At 64.4% G+C, this 18943-nt stretch carries 11 protein-coding genes and 1 pseudogene; 10 read left to right on the top strand and 2 right to left on the bottom strand.

Features of this window, described 5'->3' with window-relative positions; genetic code table 11:
* Positions 1-45: 45 nt before the first annotated feature.
* Positions 46-1632 (bottom strand): alkaline phosphatase D family protein, encoded by a 1587-nt coding sequence (locus tag ACCQ04_RS19540; RefSeq protein WP_226427886.1) that lies wholly within the window; start codon positions 1630-1632, stop codon positions 46-48.
* Positions 1633-2013: 381 nt separating this feature from the next.
* Between ACCQ04_RS19540 and ACCQ04_RS19535 the strand changes: the two genes are divergently transcribed.
* The 5 genes and pseudogenes from ACCQ04_RS19535 (at position 2014) to ACCQ04_RS19515 (ending at position 10004) form a co-directional block, all read left to right on the top strand.
* Positions 2014-4458: an RHS repeat protein gene (locus tag ACCQ04_RS19535; protein ID WP_226427887.1), complete on the top strand. Its 2445-nt coding sequence runs from the start codon at positions 2014-2016 to the stop codon at positions 4456-4458.
* A 4-nt stretch (positions 4459-4462) separates the two neighbouring features.
* Positions 4463-7375 carry a hypothetical protein gene (locus ACCQ04_RS19530; protein WP_372358600.1) on the top strand — a complete coding sequence of 971 codons (2913 nt, stop codon included), beginning with the start codon at positions 4463-4465 and terminating at the stop codon, positions 7373-7375.
* 10 nt (positions 7376-7385) lie between these two features.
* Positions 7386-8297 (top strand): RHS repeat-associated core domain-containing protein, encoded by a 912-nt coding sequence (locus ACCQ04_RS19525; protein WP_184611725.1) that lies wholly within the window; start codon positions 7386-7388, stop codon positions 8295-8297.
* A 9-nt stretch (positions 8298-8306) separates the two neighbouring features.
* Positions 8307-8915, top strand: a complete 609-nt coding sequence (locus ACCQ04_RS19520) for a DUF416 family protein (RefSeq protein ID WP_226427890.1) — start codon at positions 8307-8309, stop codon at positions 8913-8915.
* A gap of 133 nt (positions 8916-9048) precedes the next feature.
* Positions 9049-10004, top strand: a pseudogene (locus ACCQ04_RS19515) (IS30 family transposase).
* A 92-nt stretch (positions 10005-10096) separates the two neighbouring features.
* Here ACCQ04_RS19515 and ACCQ04_RS19510 read toward each other — a convergent pair.
* Entirely contained in the window at positions 10097-11725 is a 1629-nt protein-coding gene (locus ACCQ04_RS19510; RefSeq protein ID WP_226427891.1) for an alkaline phosphatase D family protein, read from the bottom strand.
* Between the two features lie 345 nt (positions 11726-12070).
* Here ACCQ04_RS19510 and rsmG point away from each other — a divergent pair, with 345 nt between their 5' ends.
* The 5 genes from rsmG (at position 12071) to ACCQ04_RS19485 (ending at position 18620) form a co-directional block, all read left to right on the top strand.
* On the top strand, positions 12071-12712 hold the full coding sequence (gene rsmG / locus ACCQ04_RS19505; protein WP_016901826.1) for a 16S rRNA (guanine(527)-N(7))-methyltransferase RsmG: 642 nt from the start codon (positions 12071-12073) through the stop codon (positions 12710-12712).
* A 139-nt stretch (positions 12713-12851) separates the two neighbouring features.
* Positions 12852-14672: a DUF885 domain-containing protein gene (locus ACCQ04_RS19500; RefSeq protein ID WP_226427892.1), complete on the top strand. Its 1821-nt coding sequence runs from the start codon at positions 12852-12854 to the stop codon at positions 14670-14672.
* A 756-nt stretch (positions 14673-15428) separates the two neighbouring features.
* Positions 15429-15812 (top strand): hypothetical protein, encoded by a 384-nt coding sequence (locus tag ACCQ04_RS19495; protein WP_226427893.1) that lies wholly within the window; start codon positions 15429-15431, stop codon positions 15810-15812.
* A 55-nt stretch (positions 15813-15867) separates the two neighbouring features.
* Positions 15868-17139 (top strand): TolC family protein, encoded by a 1272-nt coding sequence (locus tag ACCQ04_RS19490; protein ID WP_226427894.1) that lies wholly within the window; start codon positions 15868-15870, stop codon positions 17137-17139.
* A gap of 209 nt (positions 17140-17348) precedes the next feature.
* A complete protein-coding gene (locus tag ACCQ04_RS19485; RefSeq protein WP_372358599.1) occupies positions 17349-18620 on the top strand; it encodes an efflux RND transporter periplasmic adaptor subunit in 1272 nt (423 codons plus the stop codon).
* The last annotated feature ends 323 nt before the right edge of the window (positions 18621-18943 follow it).

Genomic DNA, 18943 nt, shown 5'->3' with positions numbered 1-18943 from the left:
CACGTGCCGGACATGGATGCTTGCGTTGCTGGTCCGACCGACGTCTCAGGCATGTTCCGGCCGCGTCGCAGCGTGCGGCAAAATCGGCTGACGGAACTGCGCCACCCCATCCAGATTGCGCAAGGTCACCGTCAGCACGCCGGTGCGTGCATCGATCTCCACTTCGCCAAAGAACTGAAATCCGGCCAGCGGCGACAGGTTGGGTGCCGGCGGTGCTTTCTGGAAGATCACCGTCGGGCCGAAGGTGGCATCGAGTGCATTCGGGCCGAAGCTCCCGGCATTGAGCGGGCCGGCCACGAACTCCCAGAACGGCTCGAATTGCTGAAACGCCGCCCGATCCGGGTGGTAGTAATGCGCCGCGCAATAATGCACATCGGCGGTCAGCCACAGCGTGTTGCGAATGCGCGCTGTGCTGATGAAACGCAGCAGCGTGGCGATCTCCTGTTCACGCCCGCGCGGCACACCCGGATCGCCGTTGGCGATCGCCTCCCAGCGCGCGCGGCCTGCGGCGTCCTGCCCATCGGGCACCTGCAGGCCGATCGGCATGTCGGCGGCGATCACCTTCCATTGCGCGCGCGAGCCGGCCAGTTCGCGCTGCAGCCAGGCCAGTTGCTGCGGGCCCAGAAAGGCCGCGTCCGCGCCCGGTTGCGGCTGCAGGTTGTCGCTGTTGGCGCCGCGATAGCTGCGCATGTCCAGCACGAATACATCCAGCAGCGGGCCGTAACTGATCTTGCGGTAGATGCGCCCGTTGCCATCGGCATGCACACCGCGCATCGGCGCGTATTCCAGAAATGCCTGACGTGCACGACCGGCCAGCACCCCGATATCGCGCACCTGATAGCGCTCGTCCAGCTGCTTGCCGGGCGACCAGTTGTTGGTGGTTTCGTGGTCGTCCCATTGCCAGACCTGCGCCACCTCGGCATTGAAGCGGCGCACATGCTCATCGAGCAGGTTGTAGCGGTAGTTGCCGCGGAATTCGTCCAGCGTTTCGGCCACCTTGCTCTTGGCGGTGGTGGTGAGATTGCGCCAGCGCTTGCCTTCTTCCACGATCAGCTCGGCCGGGATCGGGCCGTCGGCATAGATGGTGTCGCCGCTGTGCAGGAAGAAATCCGGGTTGCGCTCGCGCATCGCGCTGTAGATGCGCATGCCGCCGATGTCCGGATTGATGCCGAAGCCCTGGCCGACGGTGTCACCACTCCAGACAAAGCGCACATCGCTACGTGCCTGCGGCGCACTGCGCAGATGGCCGTGCACCGGTGCGCTCAAGACGCCGTTGTCAGCATCTTCGAAGCGCACCCGGTAGAAGATGTCCTGATCGCGCGGCAATGCGCCCAGATCCACCCGTGCTGTGAAATCGTGCGCTGGCGAAGCCACCGGCCCATCCACGCGACGCGCCTGACGCAGGCTCGGGCGCGTATCCCATTCCACCCGCAGCCGCGCCGGCCGATCGCAGCGGCTCCACAGCAACGCCCGGCCATCCACGACATCGCCGCTCTGCACCCCATCGGTGATCAGCGGCCGCCCGGACGGCGCAGCCAGACCGCGCGCGGACCAACCGGCAGTGGCCGGCAACAACAGGCCGGCACCCAGCCCTTGCAACACGCGGCGGCGGGCGGGATCGGAGGCGGTCATGGGATGTCCTTGACAAGTTGGGTCCGGCATCCAGATCTAGCGCATGAGTCTTACCGGCGCGTGTCTGGCGCGACGATAGCTAGGCGAATCTTTCAGGCATAGCAACGTGATTGGAGTATTTCGAATTCACCCCCTCAGCGCTGCATTGCCGGCAATGAAGTGGTGAGCGCTTGAGGTGCCGCTGCATGGGCGTCTTTCGCTTTTCCAACGTGCTTAGGGCTTTGAATTTTTCTTGACGGTATTCCCGTTGCGGAACAGACTCGTCTGAGGCACCAAGGACAGGTCATCGCGCGAAACGCCAGCTGGTTCACTGGCTGGGATGGCGGTCATGAGTGGATATTCACTACAGCGCAGAGGTCAGGGATGAGTAGGACGCATGGCGTGTCTGATGACAAATGTGGTCAATTTTTTCCGGTTTATAGGCTTCGCGGTACTGGTCGCCTGTTTGTTGCGGATCTCGCAAGACTCGGGGTAATGATTTTATCGCTCGCGTGCTTTTGTTCGACGCTGCATGCGGAGATTCCAAGCTGGCATGAGGAATATGGCAACCGGCTGAAATATGCGGAACTGGTCGAGCCGCTCAAGGGCGATATCTTTGGCGAGTCGGTCAATCTTTATGATGGGTCGGTGTCCTTCTCTGCCACCGAGCTGTCGTTGACGGGAAATAGCGGCTTATCGGTGTCCATCGGACGCAAGCTCGACCCGAGCAACCCCAAGAGCAATCTTGCCTTCGGCGACTGGGAGCTGGATATCCCTTCTCTTTCAGGCGTTTTTGGAGGTGATGCGGCCACGGCAGCTGCTGGCGGTTGGGCGCCTGCGCAGCGCTGTGACAGCGTGAGCGGACCACCGACTGTCACGGTCCGGAATGTGCGCGGAACCCTCGATATTGATTTTGCTGATTTCGAGTACTGGGACGGCAACCGGCTGTCGTTGCCCGGAGGTGGGGGCGGCGAACTGCTTGGCGCATCAGGAGATGCGCGCGAGGTCAGGCCGACGTTTACCGAGCCTGTGCGCTGGAATACCAAGGACGGCTGGTTCTTCTCATGCCTGGGTGCCTTGAAGAGCGGGCAGGTAGGGCAGGGCTTCGTGGGGCATGCGCCCGACGGTAGCAAGTATTATTTCGATTGGATGGTGGTGCGCGACCATAACGATCAGGCACATAAGCAAACCCTTGGGGCAGATACGCATGCGGTGCTCCGCCGCAACAAGGTATTTCTGTATCCGAGCCAGATCGTCGACCGCTTCGGCAACTGGGTTCGCTACGAATGGAGTGGCGCGCAGCTGCAGCGTCTCCATGCCAACGATGGGCGTAGCATTGTGCTCGGCTACGACAACGCGGGGCGCATCGCCAGTATGACCAGCGGTACGCGCCAGTGGAGCTACCAGTACGACAGCACTACTTCCCGGCTGATCTCGGTCACTTTGCCGGATGGAACAGCGTGGGGCTATGCGATCACGCCACCGGCATTGCTATACAAGCAGCGGCAAACCCAGGACGAGCCGGAATCCAATTATCGTGTACGCATGGATCTGTGCGCCAAAATGGGTATCCTCCTCGACAACGAAGCGATCTATACCGTCAACCACCCTTCTGGAGCAGTCGCAACGTTTAGTCTGCGCCCGATCCGGCACGGTCGGATGGGTGTGCGTTTCGATTGTCAGGAAAACGGGGAAAGCGCCACGCTGGAGGATGGATGGAACCAGACGCCGCTATATCGCGATGCCTACACCCTCAAATCCAAGACCATAAGCGGCCCTGCGCTGCCGCCTGCTCAATGGCAGTACGACTATCTCAATTTAGGTGGGCGCTACGATCGTGACGTCACGGTGGATAGCTGGCCGCTGTATCCGGCAGGCAGCGCAGAACACAAATTCACGGTGGAAGTCGGGCCCGACGGCACGGTCAAGCGTTACGAGTTCGGCAAGGAAGTCCGCTACAACGATGGGCGATTGCTGGGCGTCGTGACCACGCGCAACGATGTCAATGTCAAGGTGGAGACCACCAGTTACGTTACAGAGTCGCAGCTTGCAGACGCACCGTTTCCGGCATTGGCTGGTACCAGCTATGTATATGGCAGTGACGAGATCATGTCGCATGGCAACCGACCCGTGCAGAGCACCAGCATAACCCAGGATGGTGTGCAGTTTGTCCGCCAGATTACTGCCTTCGATGCTTTCGCCCGCGAGAGATCTGCAGTGGAGTCGAACTCTGCCGGCCAGAGCAGAACTATCTCCAAGGCCTACTACGACGACGCTGGATTGTGGTTGTTGGGACAGGACCAGCAAGAGACCGTCGGCGATATCCAGCGCAGCCGCGCCGAGTTTGATACTGCAAGCGGCTTACCAGTGCGTTTCTATGCATTTGGGCGGCTTGCCCAGAGTGTGGGCTACGCCGCTGATGGAACGGTCGCCAGCGTCAGCGATGGGCGTGGCAATGCAACCCTGCTCAGTAGTTGGAAGTTCGGTGTACCGCAGCAAATCAAGTTTCCCGGCACCGCTGAAGCGCCCAATGGCGCGACGCGATTGGTGGTGATCGACGACAACGGATGGATTGCCGCACTTACCGATGAGAACGGGTTCACTACCAACTACACCTACGACGGCATGGGGAGATTGGCGTCGATCCAATATCCGCAGGGCGACAGCACGGCATGGAATGCAGTGAGCTTTGCGCTGCAACGCATGGAGGCAGCCAATCTCGGCCTGCCTGCCTGCCGGGCATTGGCTGCACAGCCGCACGCAGGGCGGGCACACAACCCAGACCTATCTGGATGCGTTATTTCGCCCTGTACTGACTGCGGAGGTGGCACAAGGACAGACCGATAGCGCCGTGGTCACTCGCTATGACGTCACTGGCCAGAAGGCGTTTACCTCGTACCCGTCGCGTGGAGTGAACGATGTCAACCAGTCGCTCTCAGGCACTTCCTATACATACGATGCGCTTGGGCGCCCGATCGGCATGACGCAGGCATCGGAGCTCTGGCCGCTCGTTACCACGACCGATTACATCGGCGATCTCAGCGTCCGCGTGACCAATCCGCGAGGTCTTTCCACCACGACCCGGCATCTGGCCTATACCGGGCCGGAGTACGAAATGCCGTTGACGATTTCCCAACCCGAAGACGTGATTACCGAGATCCAGCGCGATGCGCTCGGAACTCCACTCTCGATCAACCGGCGTAACGGGGATGGCAGCCAGCAGCTGGCCCGTCGCTATGTCTACGATGGGTATCGCCAGCTGTGCAAGACCATCGAGCCGGAATCCGGCGCCACCGTGCAGGACTACGATGCAGCCGGCAATCTTGCCTGGTCTGCATCGGGCACCGCCCTGACCAGCGCGAGCCAGTGCGATACCGAAGCGGCGCAAGCGAGTGGCCGTGTCGTGGTGCGCAACTACGATGCGCGCAATCGCTTGTTTCAACTGCGCTTCCCTGATGGTCGGGGCGATCAGGATTGGTCCTATACCCCAGACGGTCTGCCTGCCTCCATCAGCACGTCCAATACCAGCGACGCGTTGCCGGTGATCAGCAGCTACCAGTACAACCGCCGACGCCTGCTGGTTCTGGAGTCTCAGCAGCACGCCGAACTTGGGCTCAGGAGCATGAGCTATGCCTACGATGCGAATGGCGCGCTGTCGGGCCATACCTACCCGAGTGGGCGTGTTGTGGACTATGCGCCGGATGCATTGGGCCGCCCGACCCGTGCAGGCAACTTTGCCAGCGAGGTGACCTACTACGCCAATGGCGGCATGTCGCGGTTCGTCTACGGCAATGGCGTGGTGCATACATTGGGACAGAACGTGCGTGGTCTCCCCGATCGCAGTACCGATCTGGCTGGTGGCACTGCGGTGCTCGACGATGGCTATGACTATGATGCCATGGGTAATGTGATGGCCATCAGCGATGGCGTAACGGGCGGCAACACCAGCCGCGACATGACCTACGACGGCCTGGATCGGTTGAAAACCGTAACCTCTGCTGCTTTTGGTGACGCCAGCTACAACTACGACGCCTTGGACAATCTGGAGTCGGCCAAAGTGGGAACGCGTGATCGCATGCATGTTTACGATGGCAACAATCGCCTGACCAACGTGGTCGATGCCGTCGGCGGAGCGACGCTGGTCGGATTGAGCTACGACGTGCAGGGCAATTTAAACAATCGCAACGGCGTGACCTACGATTTCGACTACGGTAACCGCCTGCGTCAGGTCGGTGCAGTGGAGACCTATCAATACGATGCGCAGGGAAGGCGTATCCGCGCTCAGGCCTCCGCCAGCGGCGCGATCTACTCGTTCTACGACAATGCCGGTGTCCTGCGGCAGCAGCGCAATGAGCGCACCGGCAAGGACGTGGACTACATCCAGCTCAACGGCAGCCTGGTGGCGCAGGTGTCGGGCAGCGTGACCCCGAATGTTCCGGCATTGAGCGGCCCGGGTTACGTCAATCAGGGCGACTACGCGTTGACCTGGAACGCGGTGGGCGCGGCAACGCGTTACGAACTGGAGGAAGCGGCCAGCGGCGGAAGCTGGACAGGCATCTACAACGCAAGCGCGCTGACGTTCACCGTCACCGGGAAATCGACTGGCAGCTTCCAGTATCGCGTCCGTGCATGCCGCGACAGCTGTGGAGGCTGGAGCAACATCGCCACAGTGGCGATCGAGCTGCCACCGTCGACCGTGCCCGACCTGTCGGTGCCTCAGTTTGGCGACAACGGCAATTACAGCATCGCCTGGTCCGCCGCTTCGGGTGCAACCGGGTATGAGCTGGAAGAGAGCGTTGCCGATGGTGCCTGGAGCCAAAGCTACACCGGTGCAGAGTTGTCCAGGGCTTTTGCAGCACGCGCGGCGGGGGTTTACGGCTATCGGGTACGCGCCTGCAATCCCATCGGCTGTACGTCCTATTCCGCCAGCGCCAGTGTCAATGTGGTGTACCCGCCCGACAGTGCGCCCGCAACGAGTGCTCCTGCACGTGCCACCCAGAGCGGTTTTGCCGTCAGCTGGTCGACTGTAGGCGCGGCCTCTCACTATGTGCTGCAGGAAAGTGCCAATGGTGGAGCGTGGTCCACGCTGCAGGAGGGCCTCCAACAGGCCTTCGAGAGCGGTGCCCGCACTGCCGGCGATTACGGCTACCGGGTGGCAGCCTGCAATCGTGCCGGGTGCGGTAACTGGTCCGGCACTGTCACGGTGCAGGTTGTCGCCCCGCCCAGCCTGGAGCCCGCACTGTCGGCCCCCTCGCTGGTGCCGGGTAACGCGTACACGGTGAGTTGGAGCACCCCATCCGGCAGCGAGAGCTTCCAGCTGGAAGAAGACAGTAATGGCGCAGGATGGGTGCAGGTATATGCGGGCGCTGCCACCAGCTTTGACACCAGCAAAGGCAGGGGCAGCTACGGCTACCGCGCCAGGGCCTGCAACATGGCCGGCTGCGGACCGACTTCGGGCATTGTCACGGTGACGGTCTCTCCGCCACCGGCGACGCCGGCCATGCAGACAGCGAACTGGCTGAGTACGCGCACCGCGCCGGTGCAGGTCTGGTGCGAAGCCGGTTGGTCTGCGGTCGCCGATGCAGTGGAGTACCAATTGCAGAGCAGTGGCGGCAATGCGCTTTACACCGGCCCCAGCACCTATGTCAGTGCAAACGGCAATGCCTACTGCGCCTACGAGTACACGGTGCGCGCCTGCAACGCCGGTGGCTGTTCGGCATGGTCGAGCCCACCATTCCCGGTGACCCAGGGCGAGATGGAATGAGGATGCCAGGATGCTGAAGAGAATCTCGCGTCGTGCGGCGCTGCTGTTGGCATTGGCCTGGCCGGCTACAGGTCTTGCCGAAACGGTGGAGTACATCCACACCGACGCCTTGGGCTCACCTGTGGCGATCACCGATGCCGCAGGCAATGTGATCGAGCGGACGGTGTATGAGCCGTATGGCGGCATGGTCAATAAGGCAGCAGTGGACGGACCTGGGTTTACCGGGCATGTGACTGACTCGGCGACCGGGCTGAGTTATATGCAGCAGCGGTATTACGATCCACAGATTGGAAGACTTCTTTCAGTTGATCCCGTGATGGCTTATGGCAATCCTTTAGGGGCATTCAATCGCTATTGGTATGCTAATGACAATCCGTATCGGTTCACTGATCCGGATGGAAGGCAGACAATTCCAGCGGAAAATAAACTTGGTTCCAGCGACCCGGCCGTTATCAATGACTTCCACCGAGCACAGGGTGAGCATGCTGCTGTTACACTTAGTGTTGCGTTGGACCTGTTCCTATCGCAGTTTGGTGATGGTCCTGGTGGAGCAGCTGCAGGCGTAGGCGGGGTTGTTGCGAAGTCTGCTGAAGCAGTAAGCGCCCTCACCAGGGCAAGGGAAATCCAGGGCGCACTAAAACCTATAACTCAGTCCAAAGTCACGACTGCTGTAACAGAGACGGCGGAAGGTGTTCGCGTTGTCACTTCAAGCGAAGGGAGGTTGCGTCCAGCGCAGCGTGCAGCCCTACAAGTTGGCGAGGTGGCTGGAAAAGGCGCCGCACGCACGCACGCGGAGGTGAACGGAGTCAATGCCGCTAGAGATATGGGATTGACGCCAACAAGCGTCTCGCCGAGTCGAACGGCATGCTCAGGATGTCAGGAAGCCATGAGAAAATTAGAAATTCCCATTAAAGATAAATGAAGGCTGGAAGTGGAAATTTTCAACGAAACAAAAATTTTGCTTTGGATAAATGGCATGCCGGACTGGAAGCGTATAGCTTTTATGACCTACTGTTGTGAAAGGATGTTTCCTAATTACGTTGATTTCAGCAAAGAGACCGGTTTTGGTGATGCGTCGGTATTAAGGGATTCCTTAGACTATATTTGGAAATGGATTGAATTCGGTAACTTAAATGAGGAGGCGGCTACCCTAGTAAAAGCTTGTGAGAAGCAGGCGCCCGATACAGAAGATTTTACTTCGCTATACACATCCGCCGCACTTGACGCTGCTGTAGCAACAGCGATGACTATAAATGCGACAACAAGCTCGACAGCAATGCAGCTCATTGATGTAGCATCTTTATCCAGAGATACCGTTGATTTATTTGTTCAATTTCAAGAAGATATTGATCCTAATGATCCTCGCCTGGAGGGCATGGTTTGTGAAAGTCAGCTCATGCAAAATGAATTGCGTATCCAAAAGGAAAGTCTTGATTTCCTAGTCAATTTAGAGGGTGGCCGTGAGACAGTGACTAAGGTGCTGCGTGCGCGGTGGTCAAATCTTGATAATGGAAGTCTGAAATTGACTCAACTAGGATGAGGTAATTTCTAAGGGTATATCAGTAATGTGAGCCATATGGCCGGCGGCTTCAGCTCTGGATCGCGACACCAACGGTTGTGAAGTGGCCCAGGCGACCTGACCTGAACGACTTCACCGCCAAGTGGAGTTGCCCATGTCATCCAGCCGCCTGAACCTGCTAGAACGATACCGTCTACATGCGTTGTATGAAACCGGCATGTCGATGCGGGCCATCGCCGATTGGTTGGAGCGTGCGCCCAGCACGATCAGCCGCGAACTGCGCCGCAACTAGCACGCTCGGCAGTATCTGCCAGAGCACGCGCAGCGCATCAGCGAGCATCGGCGCGCGCAGGCCAGCCGGCGTCTACGCATCGACGCTGAGCGCATCTGCCAGATCGAGGGCCTGCTGAGCGAGGATTTCAGTCCGGAACAGATTGCCGGCGCACCGGCTTGGCCAGTCCCGAATGGATCTATCGGCACATCTACGCCGACCAGAAGCGCGGTGGTCAGTTGTTCACGTATCTACGCAGGCGCCGCCGCAAGCGCCGTCGGCGGGGCGTGCGCGATGGCTGCGGGCAGCTGACGCATCGGCGCAGCTGGACACAGCGCCCAAGCGTAGTGGAGCAGCGAAGCCGCATCGGCGACTGGGAGCTGGATACCCTTCGGGCCTCACACGGAAAGGCCGTGGTGGTCACCATCACCGAACGCCACAGTCGCCTGCATCTGCTTGCTTACTCGCCTGACGGCACCGCCGAGAACGTGCGCAACGCCATCGTCCAGCGGCTGTATGGCCTAGGCCATACAGTGCACACCCTCACCGCCGACAACGGCAAGGAGTTCGCCGATCATCAGCTCATTGCTGCCTGCCTGCAGAGCGATTTCTATTTTGCAGATCCGTACTGCGCATGGCAGCGAGGCAGCAAAAAAAATGCCAACGAGTTGACTTGCCAATACTTGCCACAACAGACCGATTTCAGCACCATCACCGATGCGCACCTGCGATGGATCGAGCAGCGACTCTAAAATCGCCCACGCAAGATACTCGGATTCAAAACTCCCCTCGAAGTCTTCTCCGAGGAGGTCCTCAACAGCGTTGCGAATCAGAGTTGAATTCGCCGGGCGAATTGACGGTACAGGGGCGAGCTCGAAGGCATGGATCAATCCTGGCCCATAATCTTGTCGATGCAGATATTTATAGTTGATCACGCCTCCACCGCACCCGCCTTGCCGTCTTCGACCACGAAGCGCTTCAACGTCGAGACGGTGGCATCGCGGTCGCGGCGGTCGGAGATGCCTTGCAGGCGCGTGTCCATCCGGCCCGGCGTCAGCGTCACCGAGACATAGCCGCGGGTTTCGCCTTCGGCGTAGTGCACGTGTGGATTGAGCGCCATGGTCTGTTGCAGCTCGGCGTTGCTCTGGCCGTCGGAGGTGATCGAGGTGCCGACGAATTCGGTGGCCAGCGTCGGCGAGTCCGGGTTGGCCGGATCGGCCTTCAGATCGGTGACCCAGTACGAATGGATGTCGCCGCCCCAGAACACCGGGTTGCGCAGTCGCGTGGTGGCGATCGCCTCGAGCATGCGCGTGCGCGTGGCCGGGTAGCCGTCCCAGCCGTCGGTCCACTGCCCGAGCACGCCGTCGCGGCCGTGCTGGTTCATCGGTGCCACCAATAGATCCTGCGCAATCACGTTCCAGCGCGCGGCCGACTGCGCGAAGGCGCCATGCAGCCAGCGCTCCTGTTCCCAGCCGAGCATGCTGCGGCGTGGGTCGGTGCGTTCGTGGCAACTGTCGTCCACTACATGCCCGCCGCGCCAGCCGTTGGGCTGCGGGCAGGGTTGTTCGCTGCGGTACTGGCGCCCGTCGAGCACGTAGAAACGCGCCAGCTGGCCGTAGTCCAGCGAGCGGTAGATGCGCATGTCGGCGCCATGCGGGCGACTGCGCGCGCGCAGCGGGAAGTGTTCGTAGAAGGCGCGGTAGGCGGCCGCGCGCCGGGCCAGGAAGGTGTCGACCGCAATCGACGGGTCCTGCGACCAGCGGTTGGCGTAATCGTTCTGCACCTCGTGGTCGTCCCAGGTCGCCACGCAGGCGCTGCCGGCGTGCAGCGCCTGCAGGTCGGGGTCGGTGCGGTACAGCGCATAGCGGTTGCGGTAGCCGGCCAGATCCAGGCACTCGCCGCTGCCATGCGGGCGCACGATCTTGGTCGCTGCCTCGCCGTGGTTGCTGTATTCGTAGATGTAATCGCCGAGGAAGAACACCAGGTCCGGCTGTTCGGCGGCCAGGTGGCGGTAGGCGCTGAAATAGCCCAGCTCCCAGTGCGAGCAGGACACAAAGCCCAGCCGTGCGGCATCCGGCAACTGGTGCGGCGCCGGCAAGGTGCGCGCGCTGCCGATGGCGCTACGCGCGCCCAGCGCCTGGAAGCAGTACCAGTACGGGCGATCGGCGGCCAGGCCGGCGACCTCCACATGCACCGCATGGCCCCAGGCCGGGCTGGCGACGGTCTGGCCCTGGCGCACGATGTGGCGCATGCCCGGGTCGCTGGCCACCTGCCAGCGCACCTGCACCGGGGCGGTCAGCCCGCCGCGTCCATCCGGCTCCAGCGGGCGTGGCGCCAGCCGGGTCCAGATGACAAAGCCGTCGGCCAGCGGGTCGCCCGCGGCCACGCCCAGGGTGAACGGGTCCGGGCTGCCGCTGGCACGCGCGAACGGGCTGAGCAGCCCGGCGGCCGCCAGCCCGGCACCGGCGACGAGAAGACGGCGGCGGCCGTGATCCACGGCGGCAGCTGCGTTGTCGGGGCCGGGCAGGGGCGATGCGGAAGACGGGTCGATCGAGGACATGGGCATACAGGCGATCTGGCGAACGCGACCATAGTGCGACGGGCGCATGTCCGTTCAATGGCAGCGGCAGTGGTGTCGCTGTCGGCGCAGGCTTGCCTGCGTCATCGACTGCGGGTGGATACGGAGACGGGTGTTCCACCGCGGCGGGTGACCCTGCCCACAGCGATGCCCGCACGCCGGTGCAGCGGCGGCTGTGGTGGGTGGCAGGCCTTGCGGCACCGCAGGCCTGGACGTTGTGCTGGGCAAGTTCACGTACGTCGGCTTGCGGCCCACGCGCTCACTCGCCACGCATCGCCAACCTGCGCGGCACGCACCTGCACGCCACCCAGCTGCGATAATCGCGGCATGAACGATGCCGCACTTCCCCCCGATGTAGCCGCTGCGCTGGCCAATGGCCTGCAGGCCCAATCCCTGGATGCGGCGTTTGCCGCGCCGTTGCTGCGCTATCTGACGCTGCTGGTGCGTTGGAACAAGACCTACAACCTCACCGCCGTGCGCGACCCGCGCGAGATGGTCACCCGCCATCTGCTCGATTCGCTGGCCATGCAGCCCTACATCGCCAGCGGCACCCTGGCCGATCTGGGCACCGGCCCCGGCCTGCCCGGCATCCCGCTGGCGATCACCCGCCCGCAGCTGCAGGTGACCCTGGTGGAAAGCAACGGCAAGAAGGCCCGCTTCATGCGCGAGGCGCTGCGCCAGCTGGCGCTGGGCAACGCACGCGTGGCCGAATCGCGCGCCGAGGCGCTGGACGAGCCGGCCGCCTACGACCATCTCACCGCGCGGGCGCTGGATACGCTGGCCGGCATCATTGACGTCGGCGGCCACCTGCTGCGCCCGGGCGGCAGCCTGCTGGCGATGAAGGGCGTCTACCCGCATGACGAGATCGCCGCGCTGCCCGCCGGCTGGACGGTGGGCGAGGTGCATCCGCTGCAGGTGCCCGGCCTGGACGGCGAGCGGCATCTGGTGGTGGTGCGCAAGGCAGGCTGAAGCGGCCGGCCTGTCCGGTCGCGCGCATTCACTCTGTAACCCGCGACCCGCAATCCCCGCGCTGGGACTTCCGGCCCATGGCAGCTGCGGCATGGGCTGCCATGATCGAACGTTCGATCCGAACGCAGGCCGCCCGCACGTGACATCTCCTCTCGCCGCCGCACTTTCGCTCGCCCTGCTGGGCGCAAGCTTCGCCGCCACCTCGGCGCAGGCCGCCGTACCGGCACCAGCGGCGCCCGCCACGCTGACCGCCGAGCGCCCCGCCGATGCGCGCTTCCGCGCCATCTACGAAAAAGAGTGGAACTGGCGCCAGGCCGAGACCGGCCAGGCCGACGAAGACAGCGACACCACCGGCGACAACACCCATCTGCCCGATGTCGGCCCGGCCGCGCAGCAGGCGCGCCTGGCGGTATGGGACGGCGTGCTCAAGCAGCTCGACGGCATCGACCCGAAACAGCTCTCGCCCGCCAACCAGGTCAACTACGCCATCTACCGCCCGCAGGTGGAAAACCTCGCCGCCGAGGTGCGCCTGCGCCTGTACGAGATGCCGTTCAATTCGGACAGCTCGTTCTGGTCCAATCTCGGCTTCATGGCGCAGCGGCCGATGAAGACCGCTGCCGAGTACCGCGCCTATATCGCGCGCCTCAACGACGTGCCGCGCTACTTCGACCAGCAGACCGCCAACATGCGCGCCGGCCTGGCGCGCGGGTTCAGCGTGCCGCGCGCGGTGCTGGATGGCCGCGACGTTTCCATCGCCACCGTGGCCGATGTCAAGGATCCCACTGCGTCCAGCTTCTACGCGCCGTTCAAGCAGCTGCCGGCGCAGATCCCCGCCGCCGAACAGGCGCAGTTGCGCGAACAGGCCAAGGCCGCGCTGAGCAATGCAGTGCTGCCGGCCTACAGCAAGCTGCTGAGCTTTTTCCGCGACGAATACATGCCCAAGGCGCGCACCACGCTGGCGGCCGAAGCGCTGCCCGACGGCAAGGCGTTCTATCGCCAGCAGATCCGCGAATACACCACGCTGGACCTGAGCCCGGAGCAGATCCACAAGATCGGCCTGGACGAGGTGGCGCGCATCCAGGCGCAGATGGACGCGATCATCAAACGGGTCGGTTTCAAGGGCAGCTTCGCGCAGTTCCTGAGCTTCCTGCGCACCGACCCGCAGTTCTATGCCAAGACCCCGCAGGAACTGCTCGATCGCGCTGCGTGGATCTCCAAGCGGGTGGACGGGCAGGTCGGCAGGTTCATCGGCACGCTGCCGCGCGGGCGCTTCACCATCAAGCCGGTGCCGGACGATATCGCCCCGTTCTGGACCGCCGGCCGCGGCGGCGCCACCACCTACTGGGTCAACACCTACAACCTGCCGTCGCGGCCGTTGTACAACCTGCCGGCGCTGACCCTGCACGAGTCCTCGCCCGGGCATTCGCTGCAGGGCTCGCTGGCGCTGGAGCAGGGCGACCAGCCGGCGTTCCGCCGCGAAAACTATATCTCCGCCTACGGCGAAGGCTGGGCGCTGTACACCGAAAAGCTCGGCCAGGAGATGGGCATCTACGAGACCCCGTACGAGGAATTCGGCCGGCTCACCTACGAAATGTGGCGTGCCTGCCGGTTGGTGATCGACACCGGCGTGCACCACGACGGCTGGAGCCGCGAGCAGGCGCTGGCCTACCTGCGCGACCGCACCGCGCTGAGCGAGCACGAGGTCACCACTGAGGTGGACCGCTACATCTCCTGGCCCGGCCAGGCGCTGAGCTACAAGCTGGGCGAGATCAGCATCGTCAAGCTGCGCGCCGAGGCCGAACAGGAACTGGGCGACCGCTTCGACATCAAGGCCTTCCACGACGCGGTGCTGAAGCAGGGTTCTGTCACCTTGCCGGTGCTGGAGCAGCAGGTGCGCGCCTTCATCGCCGAGAGCAAGGCGCGCCCGGCAACGTCCAAGCCCAGCGCTGCCGCGCCCTGACCCTGGCCACCGGTCCGCTCCACGTAGGAGCGGACCCGGCCGCGACGCCGTCCCGACCCTGGCGCCGTCATGGCCTCGATCTCAGTTCCAGGTAATCGTCGGCAGCTTCTCGCCCTCCCGGGCGCTGTCTGCGACCAACCAGCATGTAGGCGGAGTGCCATCGCGCTGACCAGGACGGCGTCGCGGCCATGTCCGCTCCTACAACCGCCCGTGTTGCTGCGTCGCGCCCGCCTGTTGCGCCTGATGGCGCTGGCCAAACGGTCCGCTCCACGTAGGAGCGGACCCGGCCGCGACGTTGTCCCGACCCTGGCGCCTTCCTGGCCTCGATCCCAGTTTCAGATAATCGTCGGCAGCTTCTCGCCCTCCCGGGTGCTGTCTGCGATCAACCAGCATGTAGGCGAAGTGCCATCGCGCTGACCAGGACGGCGTCGCGGCCATGTCCGCTCCTACGACCGCCCGTGTTGCTGCGTCGCGCCCGCCTGTTGCGCCTGATGGCGCTGGCCAAACGGTCCGCTCCACGTAGGAGCGGACCCGGCCGCGACGCCGTCCCGACCCTGGCGCCGCCATGGCCTCGATCCCGGGTCCAGGTAATCGTCGGCAGCTTCTCGCCCCCCCGGACGCTGTCTGCGACCAACCAGCATGTAGGCGAAGTGCCATCGCGCTGACCAGGACGGCGTCGCGGCCAGGTCCGCTCCTGCGATGCTGCGCGGCAGGCATGCGATTGTGTAACTGCCCTGGCCCCGATAGGCTGCGCCCATGCTGCTGCGTCGCGCCCGCCTGTTGCACCCCTTGCTGCGCCTGATGGTGCTGGCGGTGCTGGCCATGGGCGTGCTGGTCGCACCGGTGGCCTGCGCGCTGGGCGATGTGCATGCGCTGGCGCACGACCAGATGCATCTGGAAGACACCGCGCCGCACGGCCATGACGGCGCCGACGAAGGCGATGCCGGCGAGCGCGATGGGGCCGGCCTGATGCACGCCCTGATGCATAGCGGCTACTGCCACGGCCAGAATCCGGCCGTCTTGCCGGCACTGGCCTGGCTGCCGTTGTCCACGCACACGCAGGCCCAGCCCGTGGCCGTGCTCGCGTACTACCGCTCGCACCTGAGCGAGACCGGATTGCGTCCCCCGATCGCGGCCTGATGCATCGCCGGCGGCTGCCGGCCTGTCCATCGATCCCGATTCCGGAGACACCCTCATGTGGTTGCGACTGACGGCACTTGCCGTCTTCGCGGTCGTGCCGTGCGCCATGGCGCAGGACGTACCGCCCAAGCCCGTGCTGACCCTGGACGACGCCATCGCGCGCGTTGCCCGGCAGCACCCCGACCTGCGCCTGGCCGATGGTCAGCGCGCGGTCCTCACCGCCGACGCCGAGCGCGACGCGCTGCGTCCGCCGTTGCGCATCGGCGCCGAACTGGAAAACGTGTTCGGCAGCGGCCCGACCCGCGCGCTGGACCAGGCCGAACTCACCGTCACCCTGGCCGGCGTGCTGGAACGGGGCGGCAAGCTGGACGCGCGCCGCACCCTGGCCCAGGCACGCATCGACGCACTGGCCCCGCAGCGGGCGCTGGCGCGGCTGGACGTGCTGGCCGAAGTCGCCCGGCGCTATCTGGCCATCGGCATGGCCGCGCAGCGGCATGCGGCCGCGCTGGAAACCCTGGCCCAGCGCCAACGCACCGTCCGTGCCGCGCGCCAGCGTCTGCAGGCCGGCGCATCGCCCGAATCGGTGCTGCTGACCGCCCAGGCCCTGCAGGCGCGCGCGGAACTGGAGCGCGATCGCGCCCAGCAGGAACTGCTGGCCGCACGCCGCCAGCTGGCGGTGTTGTGGGGGCAGCGCACGCCGGACTTCGGCGATGTCACTGGCGACCCATTGCAGCTGCCGGCGATTCCCGAGTTCGAGGTGCTGACGCAGCTGCTCGATGCCACCCCCGAACTGGCGCGCTTGAACGGTGAGCAGCGCATGCGCGAGGCGCGGGTGCGGCTGGCACGCAGCCAGGCGCGTCCGGACCTGGACTGGCAGGTGGGCGTGCGCCGGCTCGAAGCCAACGACGCCACCGCACTGCTGGGCAGCGTTTCGCTGGCCCTGGGCAGCGCCGCGCGTGCGCAACCGGAGATCCGCGCCGCCGAAGCGGAGCTGTCGTTGCTGGAGATCGAACGCCAATCGCAGGCACTGGCGCTCTACGCGACACTGGCCGACGCGCATGGCCGCTACCGCGCCGCGCAGCTGGAAGTGGCGCGCATGCGCAGCGATGTGCTGCCCGCACTTGCGCGCGCCGATGCCGCCGCCGAGCGCGCGTATCGCGCCGGCGCCACCAGTTATCTGGACTGGGCGCAGCTGCAGGCACAGCGCAGCGATGCACGCCAGCAGCAACTGGCCGCCGCGTTGGAAGCGCAGACCGCATTGATCGAGATCCAGCGCCTGACCGGGCAGCCGTTCGTGGCCGACAGCACTGCGCAGGTGGGGCCATGAGCGCTACCTCCGCCGCGCATTTTCGCCCTGCCTGCCTGCGTCCGCCTGGAGCCGCTGCGTCGGTATCGGCCTCGGCGCTTGCAACCGCATCGGCATCCAGCAGCCGCCAAGCGCTGCGCGCGCCTACCGCGCCTACCGCGGATCCAGCACAGACCATCTTCGTTCGTTCGCCCGACGCACTGCGCCGGCGCCAACCAGGACCAATTCCAATGAAAAGTTTTTTGATTGTGCCGCTTGTGCTGGCGCTGCTGCTGAGCGGCTGCGGCGGCAACAGCGGCAACAGCGAAGAAGCCCATGACCACGCAACGCCCGGCGCCGAAGGCGACGCCGACGCACATGGCGAGGAAGCCGAAAAAGGCACGCACGGCGGGCGCCTGCTCGAACAGGACGGCGACAGCGTGGAGCTGGCGATTGCCGAAGACGGCACACCGCCGACCTATCGCGCCTGGCTGTACCGCGACGGCAAGCCCTTGCCGCCCAGCGCCGGCAGTGTCGAAGTGCGTTTGACCCGGCTTGGCGGTATCAACGAAGTGCATCGATTGCGCGCACGCGACGATGGCAGCCTGTTGGCCGACAGCACGGTCGGCGAGCCGCATTCGTTCGATGTGGAAGTACGCGCCACCGTGCAGGGCAGGTCGCATCGCTGGGCCTATCCCAGCTATGAAGGGCGCACCACCATCGCGGCGAAAATCGCGCAGGACGCCGGCATCCGGGTCGCGCCGGTCGGTCCCGGCAGCATCGCCGACCAGCACGAAGTGCAAGGCCTGCTGACGCCGGCAGAAGGTGCGCAGGCGCAGGCCACCGCACGCTTCCCCGGGCCGGTGCGCAGCCTGCGCGTCAACGTCGGCGACCAGGTGCGCGCCGGCCAGGTGCTGGCCACGGTGGAGAGCAACCTGAGCCTGACCACGTATTCGGTCAGCGCGCCGATCAGCGGCACCGTGCTCGCCCGCAACGCCAGCCTGGGCAGCAACGCCAGCGAAGGCCAGGCGTTGTTCGAGATTGCCGACCTGTCGAGCCTGTGGGTGGATCTGCACATCTTCGGCGCCGATGCCGGGCACATCACCGCCGGCGCACCGGTGACGGTGACCCGCATCAGCGATGGCGTGGTGGTGCAGACCACATTGGAGCGCGTGTTGCCGGGCACGGCCACCGCGAGTCAGAGCACGGTGGCGCGCGCGGTGTTGCGCAACGACGACGGCTTGTGGCGGCCGGGCTCGGCGGTGAAGGCGCGGGTGACGGTGGCGCAGCAGCCGGCGGCAATGGTGGTGCCGGTGGGGGCCTTGCAGCAGTTCCGCGACTGGGAGGTGGTGTTCGTGCGGGTGGGGGATGTGTACGAGGTGCGGCCGGTGAAGTTGGGCGCGCGCGATGCGCAGCAGGTGCAGGTGGTGTCGGGTCTGACCGCGGGTGACGCGGTGGTGGTGGTGCAGAGTTATCTGGTGAAGGCCGATATCGAGAAGTCGGGGGCATCGCATGATCATTGATCGCTGCGCTTCCGGTTTGCGTCTGCCTCGACCGCAAGCGCGTGCTTGCGCACAGTTCATCCATTCTTCGGTGAAACGTTTTTTACGTCGTCCACGCACTCACGGCGCAGGCGATCACGCCAGCAACAGCGTGAGAATCTGCGCGGCAAAGGTTAGATGCGTCGGGGGCGATCGCGATAGCGGCGAGGGTCGGGATCCTGGCTGTGGTGCTGCCACCGGCCGACGGCAGCCCGCTGCGATTGCACAGGTGTCGTGCGTGCGTACGTACGCACTGATCGGCGTGGCTGCGTACGCCGTTACGCCGAGCGTGCGCGGAGGTGCGC

Origin of the sequence: Xanthomonas sp. NCPPB 2866, assembly GCF_041475745.2 — a bacterium.
GTDB classification, from domain to species: Bacteria; Pseudomonadota; Gammaproteobacteria; order Xanthomonadales; family Xanthomonadaceae; genus Xanthomonas; species Xanthomonas arboricola.
This window is presented reverse-complemented; position numbering and strand designations above follow the sequence as displayed.